This window comes from uncultured Fluviicola sp., assembly GCF_902168135.1.
Taxonomy (GTDB): domain Bacteria; phylum Bacteroidota; class Bacteroidia; order Flavobacteriales_D; family Crocinitomicaceae; genus Fluviicola.
In genome coordinates this window covers 13,727-32,291 of the sequence record NZ_CABHOL010000041.1, presented here as the reverse complement: position 1 = coordinate 32,291, position 18,565 = coordinate 13,727, and the positions used below count along the sequence as shown (strand labels likewise).

Below are 18,565 nucleotides of genomic sequence, written 5' to 3'. Positions count from 1 at the left end.
TTCGCAATTATCTTTGTGACATGAAATATCTATTTGTCGGTTTAGGAAACCCCGGTTCGAAATACGAAGAAACACGCCACAATATTGGTTTTAAAGTCGTGGAAGCTTTGGCGAAGGAGCTGGGCGGAACTTTTTCCCTTCAAAAGACTGCCGAAGTCGCAGAGGTGAAATTCAAAGGAAGAACCCTTATTTTGGTGAAACCAACTACCTACATGAATCTTTCCGGGAAAGCCGTTAATTATTACCTGCAGCAGGAAAAAATCTCCAAAGAGAACTTAGTGGTCATAACGGACGATCTGGCACTTCCTTTCGGAAAATTGCGCATGAAAGGAAAAGGGTCTGACGGTGGTCACAACGGTTTAAAGGATATCCAGGCAACTTTAAACACCACAGAATACTGTCGTTTGCGTTTCGGTGTCGGGGCTGATTTTCACAAAGGCCAGCAGGTAGATTATGTATTGGGAGAATGGAACGCCGAAGAACGGGAAACTCTGAACGAACGCATCGCTGTTGCAGTTGAGTTTTTGAAGAGTTTTGCCTCTATAGGAATTCAATTGACCATGACAAATTGGAACGGAAAATAAATACTCATTTTCAGGTTGTTAGCACGTTTTTTCATGTTAAATATATCCAATTCGTCTTTTTTGGGAGTTTTGAATTGAAACTATCGATACATTTGTATTGAAAATAAATATCATTTTCGGAATACTATGCAATATATAAGACTCACAAGAGGTGATGAATTTACAAAAAAACTCTCCCAACAAGTAGATGAATATCTGAAAAGAAATAATCTGAAACGCTATGGTAACTGGCGGATACTCTTAAAAGTTCCATTAATGTTCTCCCTGTTTTTACTTCCCTATTTCCTGATGGTTTTCGGAGTAATTGAAAATCATTGGCTGATGTTCTTCATGACTATGATTATGGGGGTAGGAATGGCCGGAATCGGTTTATCCATCATGCACGATGCGAATCATGGTGCTTTTTCCAAATACAAATGGCTGAATAAAATCATGAGCTTTTCCATGGAAATCCTGGGAGGTTCTAACCTGAATTGGCGCATTCAGCACAATGTGTTACACCACAGCTTTACAAACGTGCACGATATGGACGAAGACATTGATTCCATCGGATTGCTGCGCTTTTCTCCGAATGTACCGCGTAAGAAAGTACACCGTTTCCAGGTTTATTATGCCTGGTTCTTCTACGGGTTTATGACATTGTCGTGGATGACCAACAAAGATTTCATGCAGCTGAGCCGCTACAACAAGGAAGGATTGCTCCAGGCTCAAAATAAAACATTCAGAAAAGCATTGATCCAATTGATCTTTTCCAAATTGCTTTACTATGTCTATATCATCGCTGTGCCTTTATTGGTAATGGATGTAAGCTGGTGGCAGGTTTTGATCGGATTCTTTGTGATGCATTTTATCTGCGGGATTATTTTGGCCTTCGTTTTCCAGGTAGCACACGTGATGCCTGAAACAGAATTCATGACCAAGGATGATTACCAGGAGGAAAACGCAGATGTTTCCTGGGCAAAACACCAAATGATGACTACGGCAAACTTCGAGAACTGGAATCCGTTACTGACCTGGTATGTCGGTGGATTGAACTACCAGATCGAGCATCATTTGTTCCCGGACATCTCTCACATTCATTACCCGAAGATTTCTAAAATTGTCAAGAAGACAGCGAAAGAATACGGAATCCAATACAATTATCACAAGACATTTGGTGCTGCAATCTTCAATCATTTGAGATTATTGAAACAATTGGGAAGAGCATAATCCATTTAGGGATAAAATAGTAGGGGCGTCTCGGTTAAACTGAGACGCCCCCGCTTTTTTCATGGATTTTGTTATCTTTAAGTATGGGACACGATCACCCACATCATCATCACGAAGTGTTGACAAAGGTCAACGCTGCTTTTGTTGTGGGGATAATTCTCAATTTGGCTTTTGTAGTGGTCGAAGCAATCGTCGGAATACTGATCGACTCCCTTTCTGTAATTTCAGATGCCGGACACAATCTCGCGGATGTAGGAACACTGGCTCTTTCGCTTTTAGCCCTCAGACTGATGAAAATCAAATCGACGAATCAGTACACCTATGGTTACCGTAAAACTTCCATTTTGGTTGCCTTGTTCAACTCCATGCTTTTATTTGTAACGATCGGAGCGATTATTTACGGTGCGATCGATCGGTTTTTTCATCCTGAAATCATTCCGGGGTTAACCGTTTCGATCATTGCAGGCATTGGGATAGTGATCAATTTTTCCACCGCTTTGCTTTTCCTTCGAGATAAGGAAAAAGACATCAACGTAAAAAGTGCTTACCTGCATTTATTGGCAGATGGGCTGGTTTCCGCCGGATTGGTCGTTGGCGGGATCGTCATTTATTATACGAAGCTCTATTGGCTGGATGCTGTTTTCAGTTTGATCATAGCAGCAATTATCCTGTTCGGCACCTGGAAACTGATGAAAGAAAGCCTGCGTTTGTCACTGGATGGAGTTCCCAGTACCATACACCTGGAAGAAATTGTTGCACTTATTCAGCAAACAAACGGAGTCAAAGAAGTACATCATGTACACATCTGGCCATTAAGCTCAACAGAAAATGCCATGACAGCTCATTTGGTATTGGAAGAATCCGTGCAGACTGAAGAAGAAGCACATATCAAGCATGAATTACGTCATTTGCTCGAACATCGGAATATCCACCATGTGACCTTCGAAACCGAACGGAAAGATTGCAAACACGGCTCTTGTTAATTTTACAGCAGAGAACGCTGAGGTTTATTAATCTCCTCTGTGCTTCATTTAAGAAGACTTTGCCACAGGCGGAGATAGAAAAGAAAGAAGCGACTGGTAAGCGCCTCCGGACATTTGCGAATTTGTGGGAAAAGACAAGAGCTGCACCGCACGTGGAGATCGAATTCGACAGTTCCTTTGCGTTCTTTTACCTTCGCGCCGCGTCTTTCAGACTGCAATCCGTCTTCACCGGTCACAGCTGGCTCTTCTCTGCGGTTAAGCAAATCAAAAAACCCTGACACCATTCAAGAGTATCAGGGTTTTTCAGCGTAGTGTATATGTAGGTTATTTTACTTCTTAATCAGGATTTGTTTAGTTTGTGTTCCTTCATCGGAAGAAACCTTCAACCAATACATTCCGTCAGCCAAATCAGCTACGTTCACTGTAAATACTGCAGTCGTATTTTTCTGGGTAAACAACACCTGTCCGTTTACTCCGTAAATAACTACTTCCGAGTTCGGCACACTCGTTTCTACAGTAACTGTATGAGAAGCCGGGTTCGGATATAAAGTGTATTCGAAAGTGCTGTTCTCGGTCAATCCTAAACATGGATCCGAAATGATCACAACGGTATCAATATCCTGGCATCCGTTGTTGTTCGTAACAGTTAAACTATAAGTTCCAGCCTGTGCCACTGTTGTATTTTGAGTCATTGCTCCGTTACTCCAGTTGTAAGACGTATATCCTCCCGGGCCGTTCAGGTTCACCGGGAAATGGTTCGCACAAACGGTCATATCAGCGCCCAGGTTGATAGTTGGAAGAGCAAACAAAGTCAACACTAAAGTATCTGCATCCATACATCCGTTTGCATCTGTCCCGGTAACAATGTAATTTCCTGCAGTTAGTGCATTAAATGCTGTTCCGTTAACCACACCGTTGTTCCAAACAAGCGTTGAAGCACCTGTTGCATTGAAGGTAACAGAAGTTCCCGTACAAACAGATTGGTCTGTGCCTGCATCTACAGTTGGAAGTTGGTTAACAGTAACAGTCAGGGTATCTGAGTTCTCACACCCGAAAGCATCCGTTGCGGTTGCAATGTAATCCATGGTTGAAGTAGGGAAGAAATCAACACTGTCCTGAACACAGTTGTTCCATGCGATTGTTGCGGAGGAAACAGCATTTAAGTTTACGGTATCACCGATACAGATAGCAGCATCTGCTCCTGCAGCAATTGTTGGCAATGTCAATACTTCGATTGCTTCAGCCAAAGTAGTATCCGCACAAGCATGAGTTGTATTTGAAACGTAAACGCGGTAGTTTCCTGCTTCTGTCACATTTAATGAGTTTCCTGTTTCACCTGCAATTACCTGGTCGTTCTTCAGCCACTGAACCGTACTTTGAGCATCTCCAGGGATGGTTAAAGTAACCTGGTCTCCTTCACAAATTGAATCTGTAGGAACAGTGATTGTTGCACCTGCAAGGTCCACACAAGTATTAATTCCATAGATGGAAAGCGTGGAACTGATTTCATTTGCCAGGATTACAATCTCTTTTCCATTCGGAGAATCTTCCCGGCTAATGGTAATGATTCCCTCAGCTCCTAAATCCGGTCCGCTGTTTGGTCCGATAGAACGGTTATTGTAGTAACCTACATAAACCGGTGTACCTGGAACATCTACATTGAACATCATCACACCGCCAACTCGCTCCAATGAAACGAACAGGTAATGGTTCCCATTGATCACCGCAGTTGCAACTCCTTCCGGTTCCGGACCTTTGTCGTCAGAACGGTTTTTAGAGACGGATGTTCCGGTTGAGTTACTTGCATTGAATAAACCGCTCAATGTCGGGTGATTTGCAACCAGCTGTTCGATCAAATCTTTTGAATCGAAAACCAGGGCTCCGGTTTGTGCATCCCAAATAGAAAATGAACGAGTTCCGAATACGTGAATATCATCAATGTCTCCATCGTTATCCGTATCACCACTTGCTTTTGTTACGTTGATACGACCCAGGAATTGATTGCTTTTCAGGATATTTTGATCAGGAATCGAAGCATCCAGGGTAACCGAAGATAAGCGTCCAGGTTCATCCAAAACACTTCCGTATTCGCGGGCATCTCCTTCATTTGCGGAGAAAATGTATTCTGTTCCTGAAATAGAAGCGTGAGCCAGTGCGTCCGGCATAAACAATCCTTTGATCGGGGCAGAACCAATAAATGGTTCTGCAGTTGCATCTGAAGCATCCAAACCATTATTTCCGTTTGCGTAATTCATAGTTCCCAACGGACGAACCGCAGTAACTGTTCCGGCAGTGATGTCAACTACAGCCATGGCATTGTTTTCCTGTAAAGAAACATAAGCTGTGGAGTTATCTTCTGAAATGGTAATGTATTCCGGTTCAAAATCCTGTGCTGCGGAGCTTCCCGGCCCGAAAATGCGGATTCCCTGTGTGCGTAAAGCAGCCTCCTGTCCGTTGAATGACTGGAAATTCACCATCGTTACGTTTGCAGCTGTCAATGCCGGATAACCACCCGTAATGTCTACAATTCCAACTGAACCTTCCGGATCAACCGAATAATCTGAATTCGGCTCACCTTCACAGGCTACCAATACTTTCGTGTAGTCATTGTTGAATGTGATCATATCCGGCATAGCGCCAACCGGTACCTGGGAGATCAATGTTCCGTTCTGGTCCAGGAAAACGATAAATCCGTTTGCCTGCGGATTGCTGTTTTCTACCGCACATGCAACCACACCGTTGTGAACTGCTATGGAGTTGATGTTTCCGTAAGGAGTAATATCAATGGAATCCAAATAGGCCGGAGCAGCCGGATCCGAGAAATCTACGATATCTACTTGCGCACCAATTGAATTTGCAATGTACAAACGATCTGTTGTCGGATCAAATGCTACGATTTCTGCAGAATTATCTCCGGAAAAGTCATTTGAGAAACTACTCAGAAGGTTCAATTTCAATTCATTATTAGCTACAGGAGCCTGGTAGTCGTTGTCCTTGATATAAATGATCTGGAACACATTTGCTCCAACATTCGCATTGAAGAGCGATTTCATTTTAAGAATTACTTTCTCTGTTCTTTCAGCCAAAGCATCGTCAATGATGGTTAAGTCAACTGTTTGTGTTCCGGTGAAGTTCGCAGGAATGGTGATTGTATCTTCAGCAAGGGTAAAATCGGCAGTTTCTGTTGCATCTGTATAAACCGAGTAACTTAATACCACTTTTGCAGGATATGTGTTCGGAGTCGCTGAGTTAATTCCAACAGTCACTGTTCCGGCATTCTCCTGGAAATTCTGAGAAACGGCTGAGAACGTAATAGTTCCAGGGGTTGCTGCAATCAAACCAACGGAAGACAGATTATCTAAAGTTGGAGTTCCTACAACCCAGGAACGCTGACCAGTCCACAGTGATGTTTGGGTATTAAATAATCCCGTTGCACGGATGGATTGGTCACCTCCGGGGTCTCCTGCGAAAAAAGAATTTGGCTGAAGTTTTCCTCCGTTGTATAAATCGTTTAGCGGTAGTTGGTAACCGTCTGCACCACTATTCAGTACAGCAGATCCAAGTGAAGTTCCATAGAACAAAGCATCTACCGGAACACTTGAATTAGTAATGGCAGCGGAAGCCAAATTGAAAATGGCAATTCCATCTCCGTTCGAGCCGCCGTTTCCTACTACTCCGGTTGCTGCATCACCAAATCCGTCACCGGCAGTGGTTGCTGTGTTGATCACACGCAGTTGTGTACCGGTTGGCGCCATTGAGCTTCCTCCAACATAAACTACGTCTCCTGCATTCACCGTTCCGGTGTTAATCTGGAAAGCATATGTAATTGTCCCGCCTTCGATCCAGCCATTAATTGTTGCAGCTGAGTTGTTGCAAACGACCGTGTATGGGGTGGTTGCAAAGTTGATATTGCTGGTAGCTACTAATTCGATCCATTCAAAAGGAGAATCCGTTCCACTTGGATTCGGTAAAATTTCTGAGATTACGAGTCCCGGGTTTTGAGCAAAGCTGTTCATGCTCATCAAAACGGTCCCGATAAAGAGTAAGGTTTTTTTCATTGCTGTATAAACTTTCGACAAAGTTCATTTCAGCATGTAATTAGAACTAAGGAACAAGATGACTTTTCTGGTAAGATTGCGTTGAGAAAAAATGAAGTTTGTGAATTTAAAATGAAAGTAAGCTCCAAATTCGGACCTATTTTTTTAAATCCGGTTGATAATTCCTTAAAACAATCGATTTAGTAAGGTAAAAACAGAGGGCGCGCGATTAATCGCGCGCCCTCTGCTACAGGTATTTATTTCCAATTTTTTAATATTAACGCCGCAAGACTTAAATCAAGCGGGGTGGTAATTTTGATGTTTTCATCGTTTCCGGGAACAAGGTGCACTCGCGCTCCGATTGCTTCTACGACACTTGCATCATCCGTAAAGCTGGTTGCGTATTTCTGCTCGTAGGCTTTTTTTAGCAGCTTTGCTTCGAATACCTGAGGTGTCTGAACGATGCGGTAATGGTCCCGGTGAACGGTGGCATTGGTTTCCCCATCTGCAATGCGCAGTGTTTCTTTCACAGGAATAACCGGGATCACTGCCCGGTGGCTTTTTACTTCAGTAAGTAATTGATTCAAAACCGATTTGCTGATAAACGGACGAACACCGTCATGTACCGCAATCCATTCTCCGGAAGCTTTTTCCAGGGCATTTTTGATCGAATCAAAACGTTCATCGCCTCCGGGAACAACTTGATGAGGGATCGTAAAAGTGTATTTCGTGCACATTTCCTCCCAGTCTTTCAAATAATCCACCGGAAGCGTTACAATCAGTTCAGCCGAAGTGTCAAATGCATGGACCTGTTCGATGGTGTGCATCAGGATCGGTTTGTCGTTCAATAACAGGAATTGTTTTGGAACGGACCCCCCCATTCTTTTTCCAATACCCCCGGCAGTAATAATGAATGTCAGCATGTGAAACAAGTTCAAAGGTTAAAATGCTTGCGCTAAAGCTCTTGCCTTTGTGTAGCCACTGTGCCTTCGCTGAAGCTACAGCATAAGCGTTTCGGCGGAGCAAGATCAGCATCGGCGCAGGGTTCAAAAAGTTAAAACCTATCGAACCGGATTTATGAAAATAAAAAAAGGTCCTCAAACGAAGACCTTTTATTATATTAAAATCACCAATTACTTAATTTGGTTCGGATCATTTGCAGCCTGATCGTTGAATTTCTTCTGCCATCTCAACCAGTAGAACAATCCGAAGAAGCCTAAAACAATCACAGAATAATTAAAGATATCACCAATGTTGTCATAAAACCATGCACCATTCAAGATTTTTCCAAGTGTGTACCAAAAACTATTCATCTTTTTTCGTTTTAAATCTACGGCAAAGTAAATAAATAATTTGTTGATAACTTCCGATTTCATTGAAAAAAAATCATTTTTTAATCATTTAGAATCGTTTTAAAGTTATTTGGCGAAAATTGAACTTGGATTTTGTTTTCCAAAGCAAGAAGAATCCGTAACTTTGCGACATAAAATTTAAAGATTATGTACCCACCAGAACTCGTACAACCAATGAAGGAAGACCTTACACGTGTGGGCTTTCAACAACTCGTATCAGCATCCGAAGTAGATGCAGCTATTCCAACCAGTAAAGGTGTTGCCCTTGTGGTTGTAAACTCTGTTTGCGGATGTGCAGCAGGAAATTTAAGACCAGGTGTGAAAAAATCTTTGGAAATCGCAGGCAAAAAACCAGATCATTTATTGACTGTTTTCGCAGGTGTGGATACCGAAGCAACACAGCAGGCACGCAAGTACTTTTTACCATTTCCTCCATCTTCACCGTCAGTGGCGTTGTTTAAGGACGGGAAACTGGTTCATTTCTTAGAAAGACACAACATCGAAGGAGTTACTGCAGCTATGATCGCTGAGAACTTAGAAGCAGCCTACGAAGAATTCTGTTAATTAAGACTTAAAGACATCAGACTGAAGACCAAAGACAGATTTGTCTCTGGTCTTTTGTCTTTTGTCTTAAAGCAAAGCGATCTCATTATGTTTATCGACACACACACACATCTTTATTCCGAACAATTCAACGAAGACCGTGCTGAAATGATCCGCCGCGCCATTGCAGCAGGAGTGGAACGCATGTACATGCCCAATATTGACCTGAACTCGGTGGACGGAATGCATGCGCTGGAACAGGAATTTCCGGAAAATTGCTTTGCCATGATGGGATTGCACCCATGTTCGGTAGATGCAAACTGGGAATTGACTTTGGCTAAAATGCGGGTTCTGCTGGACAAAAGACCCTATGTGGCTGTCGGTGAGATTGGGATCGACCTTTATTGGGACAAAACCTTTGTGAAGGAGCAGAAAGAAGCTTTTCGCACTCAGATCAACTGGGCCAAAGAATTGCAGATTCCAATCGTAATCCATGCCCGGGATTCTTTTCCGGAGATATACGAAGTACTGGATCAGGAAAACGACGAGCGATTGAGAGGAATTTTTCACTGCTTTACCGGGAACGAAACGGATGTCCGGAAAATTCTCGATTACAAAGGATTCATGTTTGGAATCGGCGGAGTGGTGACCTATAAGAAATCCGACCTGCCCGAAACCCTGAAACACATTCCGCTGGAAAAACTATTGCTGGAAACAGATGCACCTTACCTGGCACCAACTCCTTTCCGTGGTAAGAGAAACGAAAGTGCTTATGTGGTACACACGGCAGAAAAAATAGCTGAGATTTTAGATTTACCATTGAGTAAACTACAGGAAATCACTACTCAAAATGCATTGAATTTGTTTCATCCGCAGCAAGACTAATTTGTATTTTGATCAATGGTCAAATAAATAACGTTTGCTTTCTAAATAATTCGGTTGAAGTAATTGTTCAAATTCTTCCAATCTTTGTAGTGTATTTACCAACATCAAAAAACTTTCCAGTGAAATAATTCCAGTCTCCTCAAATTTTCGCAAAGTAGGAGCAGGAACTCCTGAAATGTCAGCCATATGTTTTCTGCTTATTTTCTGTTCTTTGCGTAAGAGCTTAATACGTTCTCCAAAAATATACATTAATTCCCTTGGAGTTTTCTCAATTCCGTAATTCATAAAATGACATTATAGTGTCAAAAATACTGCTTTTTAACGTAAAAATGATATTATAGTGTCAAAATTTACCGGAATTTTATTCCATTAGCTCCTGATTTTTGTGACTATTCCCGGTAAAATGTGTTTTCAATCTTTAAGATGTCTCAATTTTCCAAAAGAATGATGGGAAAACAGTTTATCTTCGGGCCTTTAATGGAATTTTTATGCGCTTAATCTTCATCCTGGCTTTCATTCTTCTGACCATTCCGGCATTTGCTCAGAAAAAACTACCCGTACTTCACACAAACGTGGAGTCTTTCCGAATGAAATTCCCGAGTGATCCGGCAATAACTGTCCGAACCTGGAGCATTGCCCCGCATTTAAAGCCTGACAGTACTGTCGTTTGGGATGAAAAAATCCAATTTATCACCGATGTGGATTCTATTTACATCAAGGTGAATAAAAAACACCCGGTTCAGGATTTCCTGGTGATCTACCAGCATAAAGATACCTGCTGGACACGCATCAGGTATGAGGAACTTCCCGACTACGTGGGTAAGTTGAAGAAAGCGGCAAAATACAATACCTCCGATTTGAGAACCGTTCCGGAATTCACTTTCCAGGATTCAAGTAATGTTCATCTAAAGGCACTGCGCAAGAAATACAACCTCGACTCCATTGCGGGTGAAGCCAGTGAAATTCATCAAATGCTCAATCTAATGCACTGGATCCACAACCTGGTGGAACACGACGGACAACACAGTAATCCCGAAAAAATGAATGCTGATGATATGATTATGGCTTGCAGTGACGGTTCCCGCGGACTCAATTGCCGCGGGCTGGCAATCTCCCTAAACGAATGTTTCCTGGCCCTGGGTTTCAAATCGCGCTACATTACCTGCATGCCCAAAGAACTGGAATTCGATGACTGCCACGTGATCAACATGGTTTATTCCAATGATTTGAAGAAGTGGATTTACCTCGACCCGACAAACGATGCTTATATCATGGATGAAAAGGGAACATTACTTAGCATTCAGGAAGTGCGCGAACGATTGATCAATGGAAAGCCTTTATTGTTGAATCCGGGCGCCAACTGGAACAATGCCGAACCTTGTGTAGCGGAAAATTACATTTACTATTACATGGCAAAGAACCTTTACCGCCTGCAATTCCCGGTTTCAAGTGAATACAATTACGAAACTCCTGTTGCCGGAGGAAATGCGGTTTTCCTGGAATTAGTGCCACTCGACGGCCTGAACCAGAGTCTGCAAAAATCGGAACACACGGCGAAAAGTGTGAACTTTACCTATACGAACTACCTGACCAACAACCCGGACATATTCTGGAAGGCTCCGCAATTAAACACTGAAAAAACGGGTGCCAGGCAATAATCAACGGGCAGCCCATCCTCCTCCGCGAATTTGCCAATTTGCCTGTTTGCCAAATGGCAAACCGTGAAACCCGGTTGTTTTTTAGAGACTTCTCCTCCCGGAAACTTGCTTTTTCAGTATTTTCAGTGAACTTTGTCTCACTCAAGAGAACAGCATGAATAAAACACCGCAGGTACTGGTCATTTATACCGGAGGAACGATTGGAATGGTGAATGATCCCTTAACAGGTTCGCTTACTGCCTTTGACTTTGGTGATGTTTACAAACACATCCCGGAATTGGCCCGGTTAAATGTGCAGTTGACAACCCATGCTTTCCCCCACCCGATCGATTCTTCGGAAATGAACCCACTTTGGTGGAAAGAAATGGCCGAATTGGTCTATAACAAGTACCATGAATTCGACGGCTTCGTGATCCTGCACGGTTCTGATACGATGGCTTTCTCGGCTTCTGCTTTGAGCTTCATGCTCCAGGGACTTCAAAAACCGGTTATTTTCACCGGATCCCAGCTGCCGATTGGAACTATCCGCACAGACGGGAAAGAAAACCTGATTACAGCCATTGAAATTGCGGCCGCTACCCATGAAAACGGAACTCCTCGTATCCGTGAAGTAGCCATCTACTTTGAGTATTCACTTTACCGCGGGAACCGTACTTCTAAAGTTTCTGCTTCATCGTTTGAGGCATTTCGTTCTCCCAACCTGCGTCCGCTGGCTGTTGCCGGAGTTCACATCGATTACACCGGGGAAACCGTTTCTTCCTCCAACCAATTGGAATTGTTTACCGGGTTCGACACTTCTGTGGCATTGATCAAGTTGTTCCCGGGCCTTAACTGGACTATTTACGAATCACTGTTCGACACGAATAAAACCAAAGCGATCATCCTGGAAACTTACGGTTCCGGAAATGCTCCCTCCGACTCCAAATTCCACGAATTGCTGTTGAATTACCTGGAGAAAGGCGGAATTGTTCTGAACATCACCCAGTGTTCCACAGGAAGAGTTGAGCAGGGAAAATATGAAACCAGTTCCTTCTTCGAAAAGAACGGCGTGCTTTCCGGTTTCGATCTCACCACCGAAGCAGCGGTAACCAAAATGATGTATGCCCTGGGAAAAAGTGGAGGGAATGCCGAAGCTGCGAAAGCGATTTTGAAGCAAAGTATCTGCGGGGAAGTGACGGTATAGCTGGGTGAATAGATGGATGTCTATTCGTATTTTCCGGTTCGAAATTCCTAATGACGGTATCTTCTTTGGAGCAATTTGATCTTAAGCTTGATATTATCATAGACTATTCCCAGAATGAGCGAAGCGGAACCGATCAGTAAAACATACAGCCCAATCTTCGAGTAAAAAATACCGCCCACAATTCCACCGATGAAAAAGAAACTAATGATTGTTAAGCGTAGTCTGACAGAAGCAAGCAGTCTTTTTTTGATTTCATTCTCCCGGTAGAAAAACAATTGTGAAAGCTCTATTCCCAGATCAGTGAAAAGCCCTGTGAGATGCGTGGTTCTTACAGTGGCATTAGAGATCCTTGTAACCAGTGAATTTTGCAGGCCCATTGCAAACAGTAAGCTGAAAGCAATCAGGTTTGGGTTTTGAGTAACCAGATTCCCGCCGAAAAGAGCAATCATTGCAAGGATCAGGCATTCAATAGATGTAGGAATAACATACACATAGCTCTCATTTTTCCGGGAAATGACCTCTACCAAAAAACTCGAAGAAAACGATCCCAGGAAAAAAAAGAAGATGTACAAAAAGTAAATAAAGCCCTCCCAAAATTTCAGCTTGAACACTTCGTCCACAAAAAAAGCAAAATGGCCCGTCACATTCGTTGTCAGTTTCGCAACAGCCAGAAATCCTGCTACGTTCACAATTCCCGCTACAAAAGACAGCAAGGATGCAATTTGCAGGTTGTGCTTTGCCGTTCTCTTCTTTCCCTGGTGTATAAACATATGCTGTTTATTTAGGGTCGAATGTACATAAGATCTTTGATTATTCAGCTTGTTTTCCGGTCCGACAAAAAAACGGAGATTACAAAAATACTTTTAAATAATCTGTTTGATTATATAATTGGTCAAAACGGATGGATACCTATGCGGATTTCAAATCGGATTGAGAAAAAAATCCCAGACTTTGTGAAGCCTGGGATCATTCATGCAGAGAGGAAGAGATTCGAACTCTCGATACAGTTACCCGTATACTACCTTTCCAGGGTAGCTCCTTCAACCACTCGGACACCTCTCTGTATCAATTCCGAAACCAATTTTTCAACCGAATTTCAGATTGTGGAGTGCAAAAATACATTTTTTTATTTGAATCCGGGCAAACCCTGCAAAATACTTTAATGAAATTCCTTTCAGAAGACATCTTTTGACCGTTTCAACAAACCAAAACTTGACTGTTTCAACAAAGTCATCCGGGTTAAAAAGCTACAACTTTGTAAAAAAAGAAATGGAAAAAATAAATCAGATTTACGTGAACGGAGAGTTTATAACACCGCACGGAACAGAAACATTCGATTTGATCAGCCCCGTAACCAATCAAAAAACCGGAGAAGTAGTACTTGGTGACGAGACGGACACTAAATTGGCAATTGCTGCGGCAAAAGAAGCTTTTAAAAGTTTTCGAAAAACGACCGTTGCAGAACGGGTCACCTATTTGGAACATTTGCATGAGGCAGTTAGCAAAAAGGAAGAAGAACTGGTCAAAATCATGGTGTCGGAATACGGCGGAACTCTGAAATTCAGCAAAGCAAGTGTTAAAAATGCCATCGATTCTTTTACAAACATGATTGAAGTGCTGAAAACTTTTGAATTTCAACGCATAGTCGGAAAATCCAAAGTGCGCCTGGAATCTTTGGGAGTAGTAGGAATTATCACACCCTGGAATGCCAGCAACAGCTTTATCTGTAACAAATTTGCCACGGCAATCGCGGCAGGTTGTACGGTAGTGGTAAAACCCAGTGAAATGAGTGCTGCCCAGACACAACTGCTGCTACACTGTTTTCACGAAGCAGGACTTCCTAAAGGAGTTTTCAACCTGGTGAACGGCTTAGGCAATGTGGTCGGAGCAGAAATAACCAGGAATCCGGATGTGGCAAAAATCTCTTTCACAGGCTCTACATTGACGGGTAAAATTATTGCCAAAGGTGCTATAGATACCATGAAGCGGGTTACGCTGGAATTAGGAGGAAAATCACCCAACTTAATCCTTGACGATGCGGATTTGGAAAAAGCAATTCCCGCTGCAGTGTTTGGAGCGTATATGAATAGCGGTCAGGCTTGTATAGCTCCAACGCGTTTACTGGTTCCCGAAAATAAACTGGAAGAAGTGAATGCACTGGCAAAAGCTGCTGCAGCGTTGGTTCAGGTAGGGAATCCGATGAATGAACAAACGCATGTAGGACCAATGGTGAGTATAAAACAATATGAACGTGTACAGGATTACATCCGCACAGGAATGGAAGAAGGAGCCACTCTATTGGCTGGCGGTACCGGTAAACCTGATGGATTACAGGATGGGAATTTTGTGAAAGCAACTATTTTCACCAACGTGAGAAACGACATGCGCATTGCCCGGGAAGAGATTTTCGGTCCGGTATTATCGATCATTACGTATAAAACGGAAGAAGAAGCCATTGCGATTGCCAATGATACCACTTATGGATTGAGTGCTTACATCAGTTCTACAGATCTGAGTCACGCGAACCGGGTGGCAGAGCAACTGGAAGCCGGAAGAGTAGTGATCAATGAATTTAAACACGATCCGCTGGCTCCGTTCGGAGGTTTTAAGCAATCCGGAATAGGTCGGGAATTTGGTGTTTACGGATTGGAAACTTACCTGGAAACCAAAGCCATTCTTGATTAAGTTTTAAGTGAAAAGGTAAAAGTGAAAAATAATCTTCCTTACATTTGATAAACATGAACAAAACAAGTACCAACCTTCCGTTTAATTATTCCTGTCACCTGGCGGAATTCCGTGAGGGAGAGCAATTTGTACAGAACGATTCACTGGGAATGGTCCTTGCCGGCAGGATGGAATTGAATGATGGTGAAAGAAGGGAGATTATACAGGAAGGTGAGCTTTACTGCGTACGGAAAAATAGATTACTGAAGTTTATAAAGTACCCACCCGAAGGTGGAGAATTCAAATCTTTGAGCCTTCGTTTTGACGAACAGCTTTTGAAAAATTTTAGCAGGGAATATGGATATAAGGCTGAGAAAACTAGTTTCTCAGCTGCCTTCCACCGTTTGCCAAAAGAACCGTCATTGCTCACCTTCATGCAGTCGTTGCTGGATTACCAGGATTTCACGGATGATCCGCATATTCTGAAACTGAAGCAACAGGAAGCACTGTTTTTACTACTGAAACTGGATCCGGGTCTGAAGGACGGCTTGTTTGATTTTTCAGAACCTCATAAAATTGATTTGGAAGCCTTTATGCAAAAGAACTTTCATTTCAATGTGCAATTGGAGCGATTCGCATACCTGACCGGAAGAAGTTTATCGACCTTTCAGCGCGACTTTTCAAAAATCTTTCGTGAAACACCCAGCAGGTGGTTATTGCAAAAAAGACTGCAGGAAGCTTATTTCCTGATCAAAGACAAGGGGAAAAAATCTTCAGAAATCTACCTCGACCTGGGCTTCGAGGACCTGTCCCATTTTTCGTACGCTTTCAAAAAGCAATTCGGACTGACAGCTACAGAACTGGCAAATCAACAAGAAGGCTGAAGTGATCCGGGAACCGCTGATGATTTTGATCATACCCAAACAGACGCGTTTTTTACTCTGTTGTTTCCCAAGCAATTTTCGAAAAGTATTTGCATCTTTGAATTATGACATCAACTATCATCGAAACCATTGCCAAATTAGAGCAAGAGAAAAATATTAAAGTCCTGTTTGCCTGTGAAACGGGTTCACGTGCATGAGGCCAGTAGTTGCGCGATTAATCGCGCAACTACTGGTTCGTATTTCACAACAAAGGCTGCCCGATTTACTCAGACAGCCTTTCTAACCTAACCACTATTCACTCTGACCTAAGCGTTAAGTATTAGAAACTATCGGTGCTGGTGTTGCTTACTTTTAATTTGTCGTCCCCGGTTGAAATGACTTTGAACTCGGTTCTACGGTTCTTTTCGTGCTCTTCTTCCGGACAGTCGGATTTAACCGGCCCTTCGCAGGCACAATTATTCAACAAGCGGGATTCCCCGTATCCTTTTCCGTAAATGCGCGACGGATTGGTAATCTTTTTCTTGATGTACTCGGCAGAAGCTTTTGCACGGTTATCAGACAATTTCATGTTGTATGCCTTGGAGGCGCGACAGTCTGTGTGTGATCCCAATTCTACGACCATGTTCGGGTATTTGTTCATGACATCCACGATCTTGTCCAGTTCTTTCGCCGCATCCGGACGGATCACGTACTTGTTCAAATCGAAATTGATCGGGTTGATCTGTACCATTTCCGACAAATCTTTTACTTCAGGGTCTAGCCCTAAATCCAGGATTGCATGAATGTCGTATTGTCCCGGCTTGTCGAACAAGGTGTTGTAAGTGACTGTTTTCGAAAAGTACCCTTCTTTTTGAAGGACCAGGTTGTAGCTTCCGCGATCGTTGAGTTTCTTCCCGAACAATGCTTCGCGGAAATCTCCGGATGCCGGTGTGGTGATTTTCTTCGACTTGTTGGTCATGTTGTCAACGAGGTAAACGGAAACGTTTTCCAATGGTTTCCCGGTTTTCTTGTCGGTGATCAACGCATACAAGGACAAGCCCGGATCTTTTTCGAGGATCACATCCGCAATGACAACTTGTTCATTGGTAAAGGTATTTGCGGTGTTCTTTCCGTCGAAATAATCGGTTTTTGAACCTCCCAGGGCATAGTTTTTCTCGTATTCTGCTTCGAAGGAATATGCTCCGTTTTCATCAGCTGTTACGGTTCCGATAACGTTTCCTTTGTCGTCTTTCAGATCAATTTTAGCATTCGGAACGATTTCGCCTTTCTTGTCTTTCGCCGTTCCTTTGATCGTTACTCCGAACGAAATTGGTCGAATGAGTTGCACGGCATAAATATCGTCGCCGCCTTTTCCTCCTTCCCGATTGGAAGACAGGAAACCTGTTTTCAAATCTTTGGATAAGTTGAATGCAAAGTCATCAAACTGGCTGTTGACAGGAATTCCCAGGCTGTGGATCTTCCCGACCTTGCCGTTTTCCAGGAAAGCAACGAACACGTCCAATCCTCCCAATCCGGGATGTCCGTCTGTCGAAAAGAACAAACGCTCTTCCGAATCAATGAAAGGGAACATTTCCTGGCCTTCGGTGTTGATCTTGTTTCCAAGGTTGATCATTTCTCCGAACGTTCCGTTTTCCAAAACAGCAGCTTTGTAGATATCTGCTCCGCCCATTCCTCCGGGTTTGTCGGAAACGAAGTACATCGTTTTTCCGTCGGAAGTTAGAACCGGATGTCCCACCGAGTAATCTTTCGAATTGTAAGGGAACTCTTTTTCATCGGTCCATTTACCCTCTTCATTTACCTGGGCAATGTATAATTTCAGGTTCTGGATCTTCTGTCCGTCGCGGCGTTTTTTACCGGAAGAAATGTTGTTACGGGTAAAATAAACGGTCTTTCCGTCCGGGGAAAATGCCAGCGGACCTTCGTGGAATTTGGTGTTTACTTTTGACACGCGTTTTGGAGATCCCAACTTGTTATCCGTACTCACCGTTGCGGAATACAGGTCCAAAAAGCGGTTCGCATTCCAGGACCATTCCTTTTTCACAAATACACGTTTCTTGCGGGCTGTAATAAAGTACATCTGGTTCTGCGAAGGGTTATAATAACCTCCGAAATCCGCCACTCCGGTGTTCAAATCCAGGTTCGTAAGGCTGAAGAACGGTGCTGTTTTTTCGATCTTCGACTTATAGCTGGTGTTTCCCAAAAACAACTGCCCTCTCAAATCTGCCTGGGCGGCATTGCTGTATTTGTTCATCCACTTGTCGCTTTCGGCGTAGTTCCCGCTCTGTTTCAGAACATAAGCGTAATTGTAGTAATCCTCCGGTTTTGCTTCGGAAGACTCGATCATTTTGCCATAGTACTCAACCGATTTGGTGTAATTGTCCATCTTCAGGTAACTGTAGGCCAGCTTGCTTTTCAACGCCGGACTGTCTACTTCCGAACCGATCAGTTCTTCGTATAATTGGGCAGCATAGGCGTAGGACAAGCGGTTGAAATAGCTGTCTGCCTTTTTCAGTTTCCCCGATTGTCCGCATACCGACAAGGAAACACTGCAGATAATTGCTAATAATATCGTTTTCATGTTTG

General features: G+C 43.1%; 16 protein-coding genes and 1 tRNA gene. 10 read left to right on the top strand and 7 right to left on the bottom strand.

Going from position 1 to position 18,565, the window contains the following annotated elements; all coding sequences use genetic code 11:
* Positions 1-20: 20 nt before the first annotated feature.
* The 3 genes from pth to QZT69_RS14060 all read left to right on the top strand — a co-directional run bounded on the left by pth (position 21) and on the right by QZT69_RS14060 (position 2,776).
* On the top strand, positions 21-584 hold the full coding sequence (gene pth / locus QZT69_RS14070) for an aminoacyl-tRNA hydrolase (RefSeq protein WP_294675644.1): 564 nt from the start codon (positions 21-23) through the stop codon (positions 582-584).
* Positions 585-710: 126 nt separating this feature from the next.
* Positions 711-1,793: an acyl-CoA desaturase gene (locus QZT69_RS14065; protein ID WP_294675643.1), complete on the top strand. Its 1,083-nt coding sequence runs from the start codon at positions 711-713 to the stop codon at positions 1,791-1,793.
* Between the two features lie 83 nt (positions 1,794-1,876).
* Positions 1,877-2,776 carry a cation diffusion facilitator family transporter gene (locus QZT69_RS14060; RefSeq protein WP_294675642.1) on the top strand — a complete coding sequence of 300 codons (900 nt, stop codon included), beginning with the start codon at positions 1,877-1,879 and terminating at the stop codon, positions 2,774-2,776.
* Positions 2,777-3,105: 329 nt separating this feature from the next.
* Here QZT69_RS14060 and QZT69_RS14055 read toward each other — a convergent pair whose 3' ends face one another.
* The 3 genes from QZT69_RS14055 to QZT69_RS14045 all read right to left on the bottom strand — a co-directional run bounded on the left by QZT69_RS14055 (position 3,106) and on the right by QZT69_RS14045 (position 8,126).
* A complete protein-coding gene (locus tag QZT69_RS14055; RefSeq protein WP_294675641.1) occupies positions 3,106-6,834 on the bottom strand; it encodes a choice-of-anchor I family protein in 3,729 nt (1,242 codons plus the stop codon).
* A 236-nt stretch (positions 6,835-7,070) separates the two neighbouring features.
* On the bottom strand, positions 7,071-7,736 hold the full coding sequence (locus QZT69_RS14050; protein WP_294675640.1) for a 2-C-methyl-D-erythritol 4-phosphate cytidylyltransferase: 666 nt from the start codon (positions 7,734-7,736) through the stop codon (positions 7,071-7,073).
* A gap of 210 nt (positions 7,737-7,946) precedes the next feature.
* Positions 7,947-8,126, bottom strand: coding sequence for a hypothetical protein (locus QZT69_RS14045; RefSeq protein ID WP_294675639.1), 180 nt, complete (start codon positions 8,124-8,126; stop codon positions 7,947-7,949).
* 186 nt (positions 8,127-8,312) lie between these two features.
* On the opposite strand from QZT69_RS14045, the gene QZT69_RS14040 reads away from it, so the two are divergent.
* Both QZT69_RS14040 and QZT69_RS14035 read left to right on the top strand, forming a co-directional pair.
* A complete protein-coding gene (locus tag QZT69_RS14040; RefSeq protein ID WP_294675638.1) occupies positions 8,313-8,729 on the top strand; it encodes a BrxA/BrxB family bacilliredoxin in 417 nt (138 codons plus the stop codon).
* An 87-nt stretch (positions 8,730-8,816) separates the two neighbouring features.
* Complete coding sequence (locus QZT69_RS14035) at positions 8,817-9,593, top strand: TatD family hydrolase (RefSeq protein WP_294675637.1); 777 nt, start codon at positions 8,817-8,819, stop codon at positions 9,591-9,593.
* 12 nt (positions 9,594-9,605) lie between these two features.
* Here QZT69_RS14035 and QZT69_RS14030 read toward each other — a convergent pair whose 3' ends face one another.
* Positions 9,606-9,878 (bottom strand): helix-turn-helix transcriptional regulator, encoded by a 273-nt coding sequence (locus QZT69_RS14030; protein ID WP_294675636.1) that lies wholly within the window; start codon positions 9,876-9,878, stop codon positions 9,606-9,608.
* A 203-nt stretch (positions 9,879-10,081) separates the two neighbouring features.
* Between QZT69_RS14030 and QZT69_RS14025 the strand changes: the two genes are divergently transcribed.
* Both QZT69_RS14025 and QZT69_RS14020 read left to right on the top strand, forming a co-directional pair.
* Positions 10,082-11,251: a transglutaminase domain-containing protein gene (locus tag QZT69_RS14025; protein WP_294675635.1), complete on the top strand. Its 1,170-nt coding sequence runs from the start codon at positions 10,082-10,084 to the stop codon at positions 11,249-11,251.
* 154 nt (positions 11,252-11,405) lie between these two features.
* Positions 11,406-12,434, top strand: a complete 1,029-nt coding sequence (locus QZT69_RS14020) for an asparaginase (protein ID WP_294675634.1) — start codon at positions 11,406-11,408, stop codon at positions 12,432-12,434.
* Between the two features lie 47 nt (positions 12,435-12,481).
* Here the strand turns inward: QZT69_RS14020 and QZT69_RS14015 are convergent, their stop codons facing one another.
* Together QZT69_RS14015 and QZT69_RS14010 are read right to left on the bottom strand one after the other, a co-directional pair.
* On the bottom strand, positions 12,482-13,204 hold the full coding sequence (locus QZT69_RS14015; RefSeq protein WP_294675633.1) for a YoaK family protein: 723 nt from the start codon (positions 13,202-13,204) through the stop codon (positions 12,482-12,484).
* A 205-nt stretch (positions 13,205-13,409) separates the two neighbouring features.
* Positions 13,410-13,496 (bottom strand) — tRNA-Ser (locus QZT69_RS14010).
* Positions 13,497-13,703: 207 nt separating this feature from the next.
* Here QZT69_RS14010 and QZT69_RS14005 point away from each other — a divergent pair.
* The 3 genes from QZT69_RS14005 to QZT69_RS19200 all read left to right on the top strand — a co-directional run bounded on the left by QZT69_RS14005 (position 13,704) and on the right by QZT69_RS19200 (position 16,179).
* Positions 13,704-15,119, top strand: a complete 1,416-nt coding sequence (locus tag QZT69_RS14005; protein ID WP_294675632.1) for an aldehyde dehydrogenase family protein — start codon at positions 13,704-13,706, stop codon at positions 15,117-15,119.
* 53 nt (positions 15,120-15,172) lie between these two features.
* A complete protein-coding gene (locus QZT69_RS14000; protein ID WP_294675631.1) occupies positions 15,173-15,982 on the top strand; it encodes an AraC family transcriptional regulator in 810 nt (269 codons plus the stop codon).
* Between the two features lie 104 nt (positions 15,983-16,086).
* Complete coding sequence (locus tag QZT69_RS19200; RefSeq protein WP_367242278.1) at positions 16,087-16,179, top strand: nucleotidyltransferase domain-containing protein; 93 nt, start codon at positions 16,087-16,089, stop codon at positions 16,177-16,179.
* Between the two features lie 122 nt (positions 16,180-16,301).
* On the opposite strand, the gene QZT69_RS13995 is transcribed toward QZT69_RS19200, so the two are convergent.
* The gene (locus tag QZT69_RS13995; protein WP_294675630.1) at positions 16,302-18,560 is read right to left on the bottom strand and encodes an OmpA family protein; all 2,259 of its coding nucleotides are present in this window, start codon (positions 18,558-18,560) and stop codon (positions 16,302-16,304) included.
* Between the last annotated feature and the right edge of the window lie 5 nt (positions 18,561-18,565).

Excerpts from the sequence above, each read along its gene's own strand:
- QZT69_RS14035 (WP_294675637.1), top strand. The coding sequence starts at position 8,817 with ATGTTTATCGACACACACACACATCTTTATTCCGAACAATTCAACGAA.
- QZT69_RS14040 (WP_294675638.1), top strand. The coding sequence starts at position 8,313 with ATGTACCCACCAGAACTCGTACAACCAATGAAGGAAGACCTTACACGT.
- pth (WP_294675644.1), top strand. The coding sequence starts at position 21 with ATGAAATATCTATTTGTCGGTTTAGGAAACCCCGGTTCGAAATACGAA.
- QZT69_RS19200 (WP_367242278.1), top strand. The coding sequence starts at position 16,087 with ATGACATCAACTATCATCGAAACCATTGCCAAATTAGAGCAAGAGAAA.
- QZT69_RS14060 (WP_294675642.1), top strand. The coding sequence starts at position 1,877 with ATGGGACACGATCACCCACATCATCATCACGAAGTGTTGACAAAGGTC.
- QZT69_RS14020 (WP_294675634.1), top strand. The coding sequence starts at position 11,406 with ATGAATAAAACACCGCAGGTACTGGTCATTTATACCGGAGGAACGATT.
- QZT69_RS14045 (WP_294675639.1), bottom strand. The coding sequence starts at position 8,126 with ATGAATAGTTTTTGGTACACACTTGGAAAAATCTTGAATGGTGCATGG.
- QZT69_RS14025 (WP_294675635.1), top strand. The coding sequence starts at position 10,082 with ATGCGCTTAATCTTCATCCTGGCTTTCATTCTTCTGACCATTCCGGCA.
- QZT69_RS14005 (WP_294675632.1), top strand. The coding sequence starts at position 13,704 with ATGGAAAAAATAAATCAGATTTACGTGAACGGAGAGTTTATAACACCG.
- QZT69_RS14055 (WP_294675641.1), bottom strand. The coding sequence starts at position 6,834 with ATGAAAAAAACCTTACTCTTTATCGGGACCGTTTTGATGAGCATGAAC.
- QZT69_RS14015 (WP_294675633.1), bottom strand. The coding sequence starts at position 13,204 with ATGTTTATACACCAGGGAAAGAAGAGAACGGCAAAGCACAACCTGCAA.
- QZT69_RS13995 (WP_294675630.1), bottom strand. The coding sequence starts at position 18,560 with ATGAAAACGATATTATTAGCAATTATCTGCAGTGTTTCCTTGTCGGTA.
- QZT69_RS14065 (WP_294675643.1), top strand. The coding sequence starts at position 711 with ATGCAATATATAAGACTCACAAGAGGTGATGAATTTACAAAAAAACTC.
- QZT69_RS14030 (WP_294675636.1), bottom strand. The coding sequence starts at position 9,878 with ATGAATTACGGAATTGAGAAAACTCCAAGGGAATTAATGTATATTTTT.
- QZT69_RS14050 (WP_294675640.1), bottom strand. The coding sequence starts at position 7,736 with ATGCTGACATTCATTATTACTGCCGGGGGTATTGGAAAAAGAATGGGG.
- QZT69_RS14000 (WP_294675631.1), top strand. The coding sequence starts at position 15,173 with ATGAACAAAACAAGTACCAACCTTCCGTTTAATTATTCCTGTCACCTG.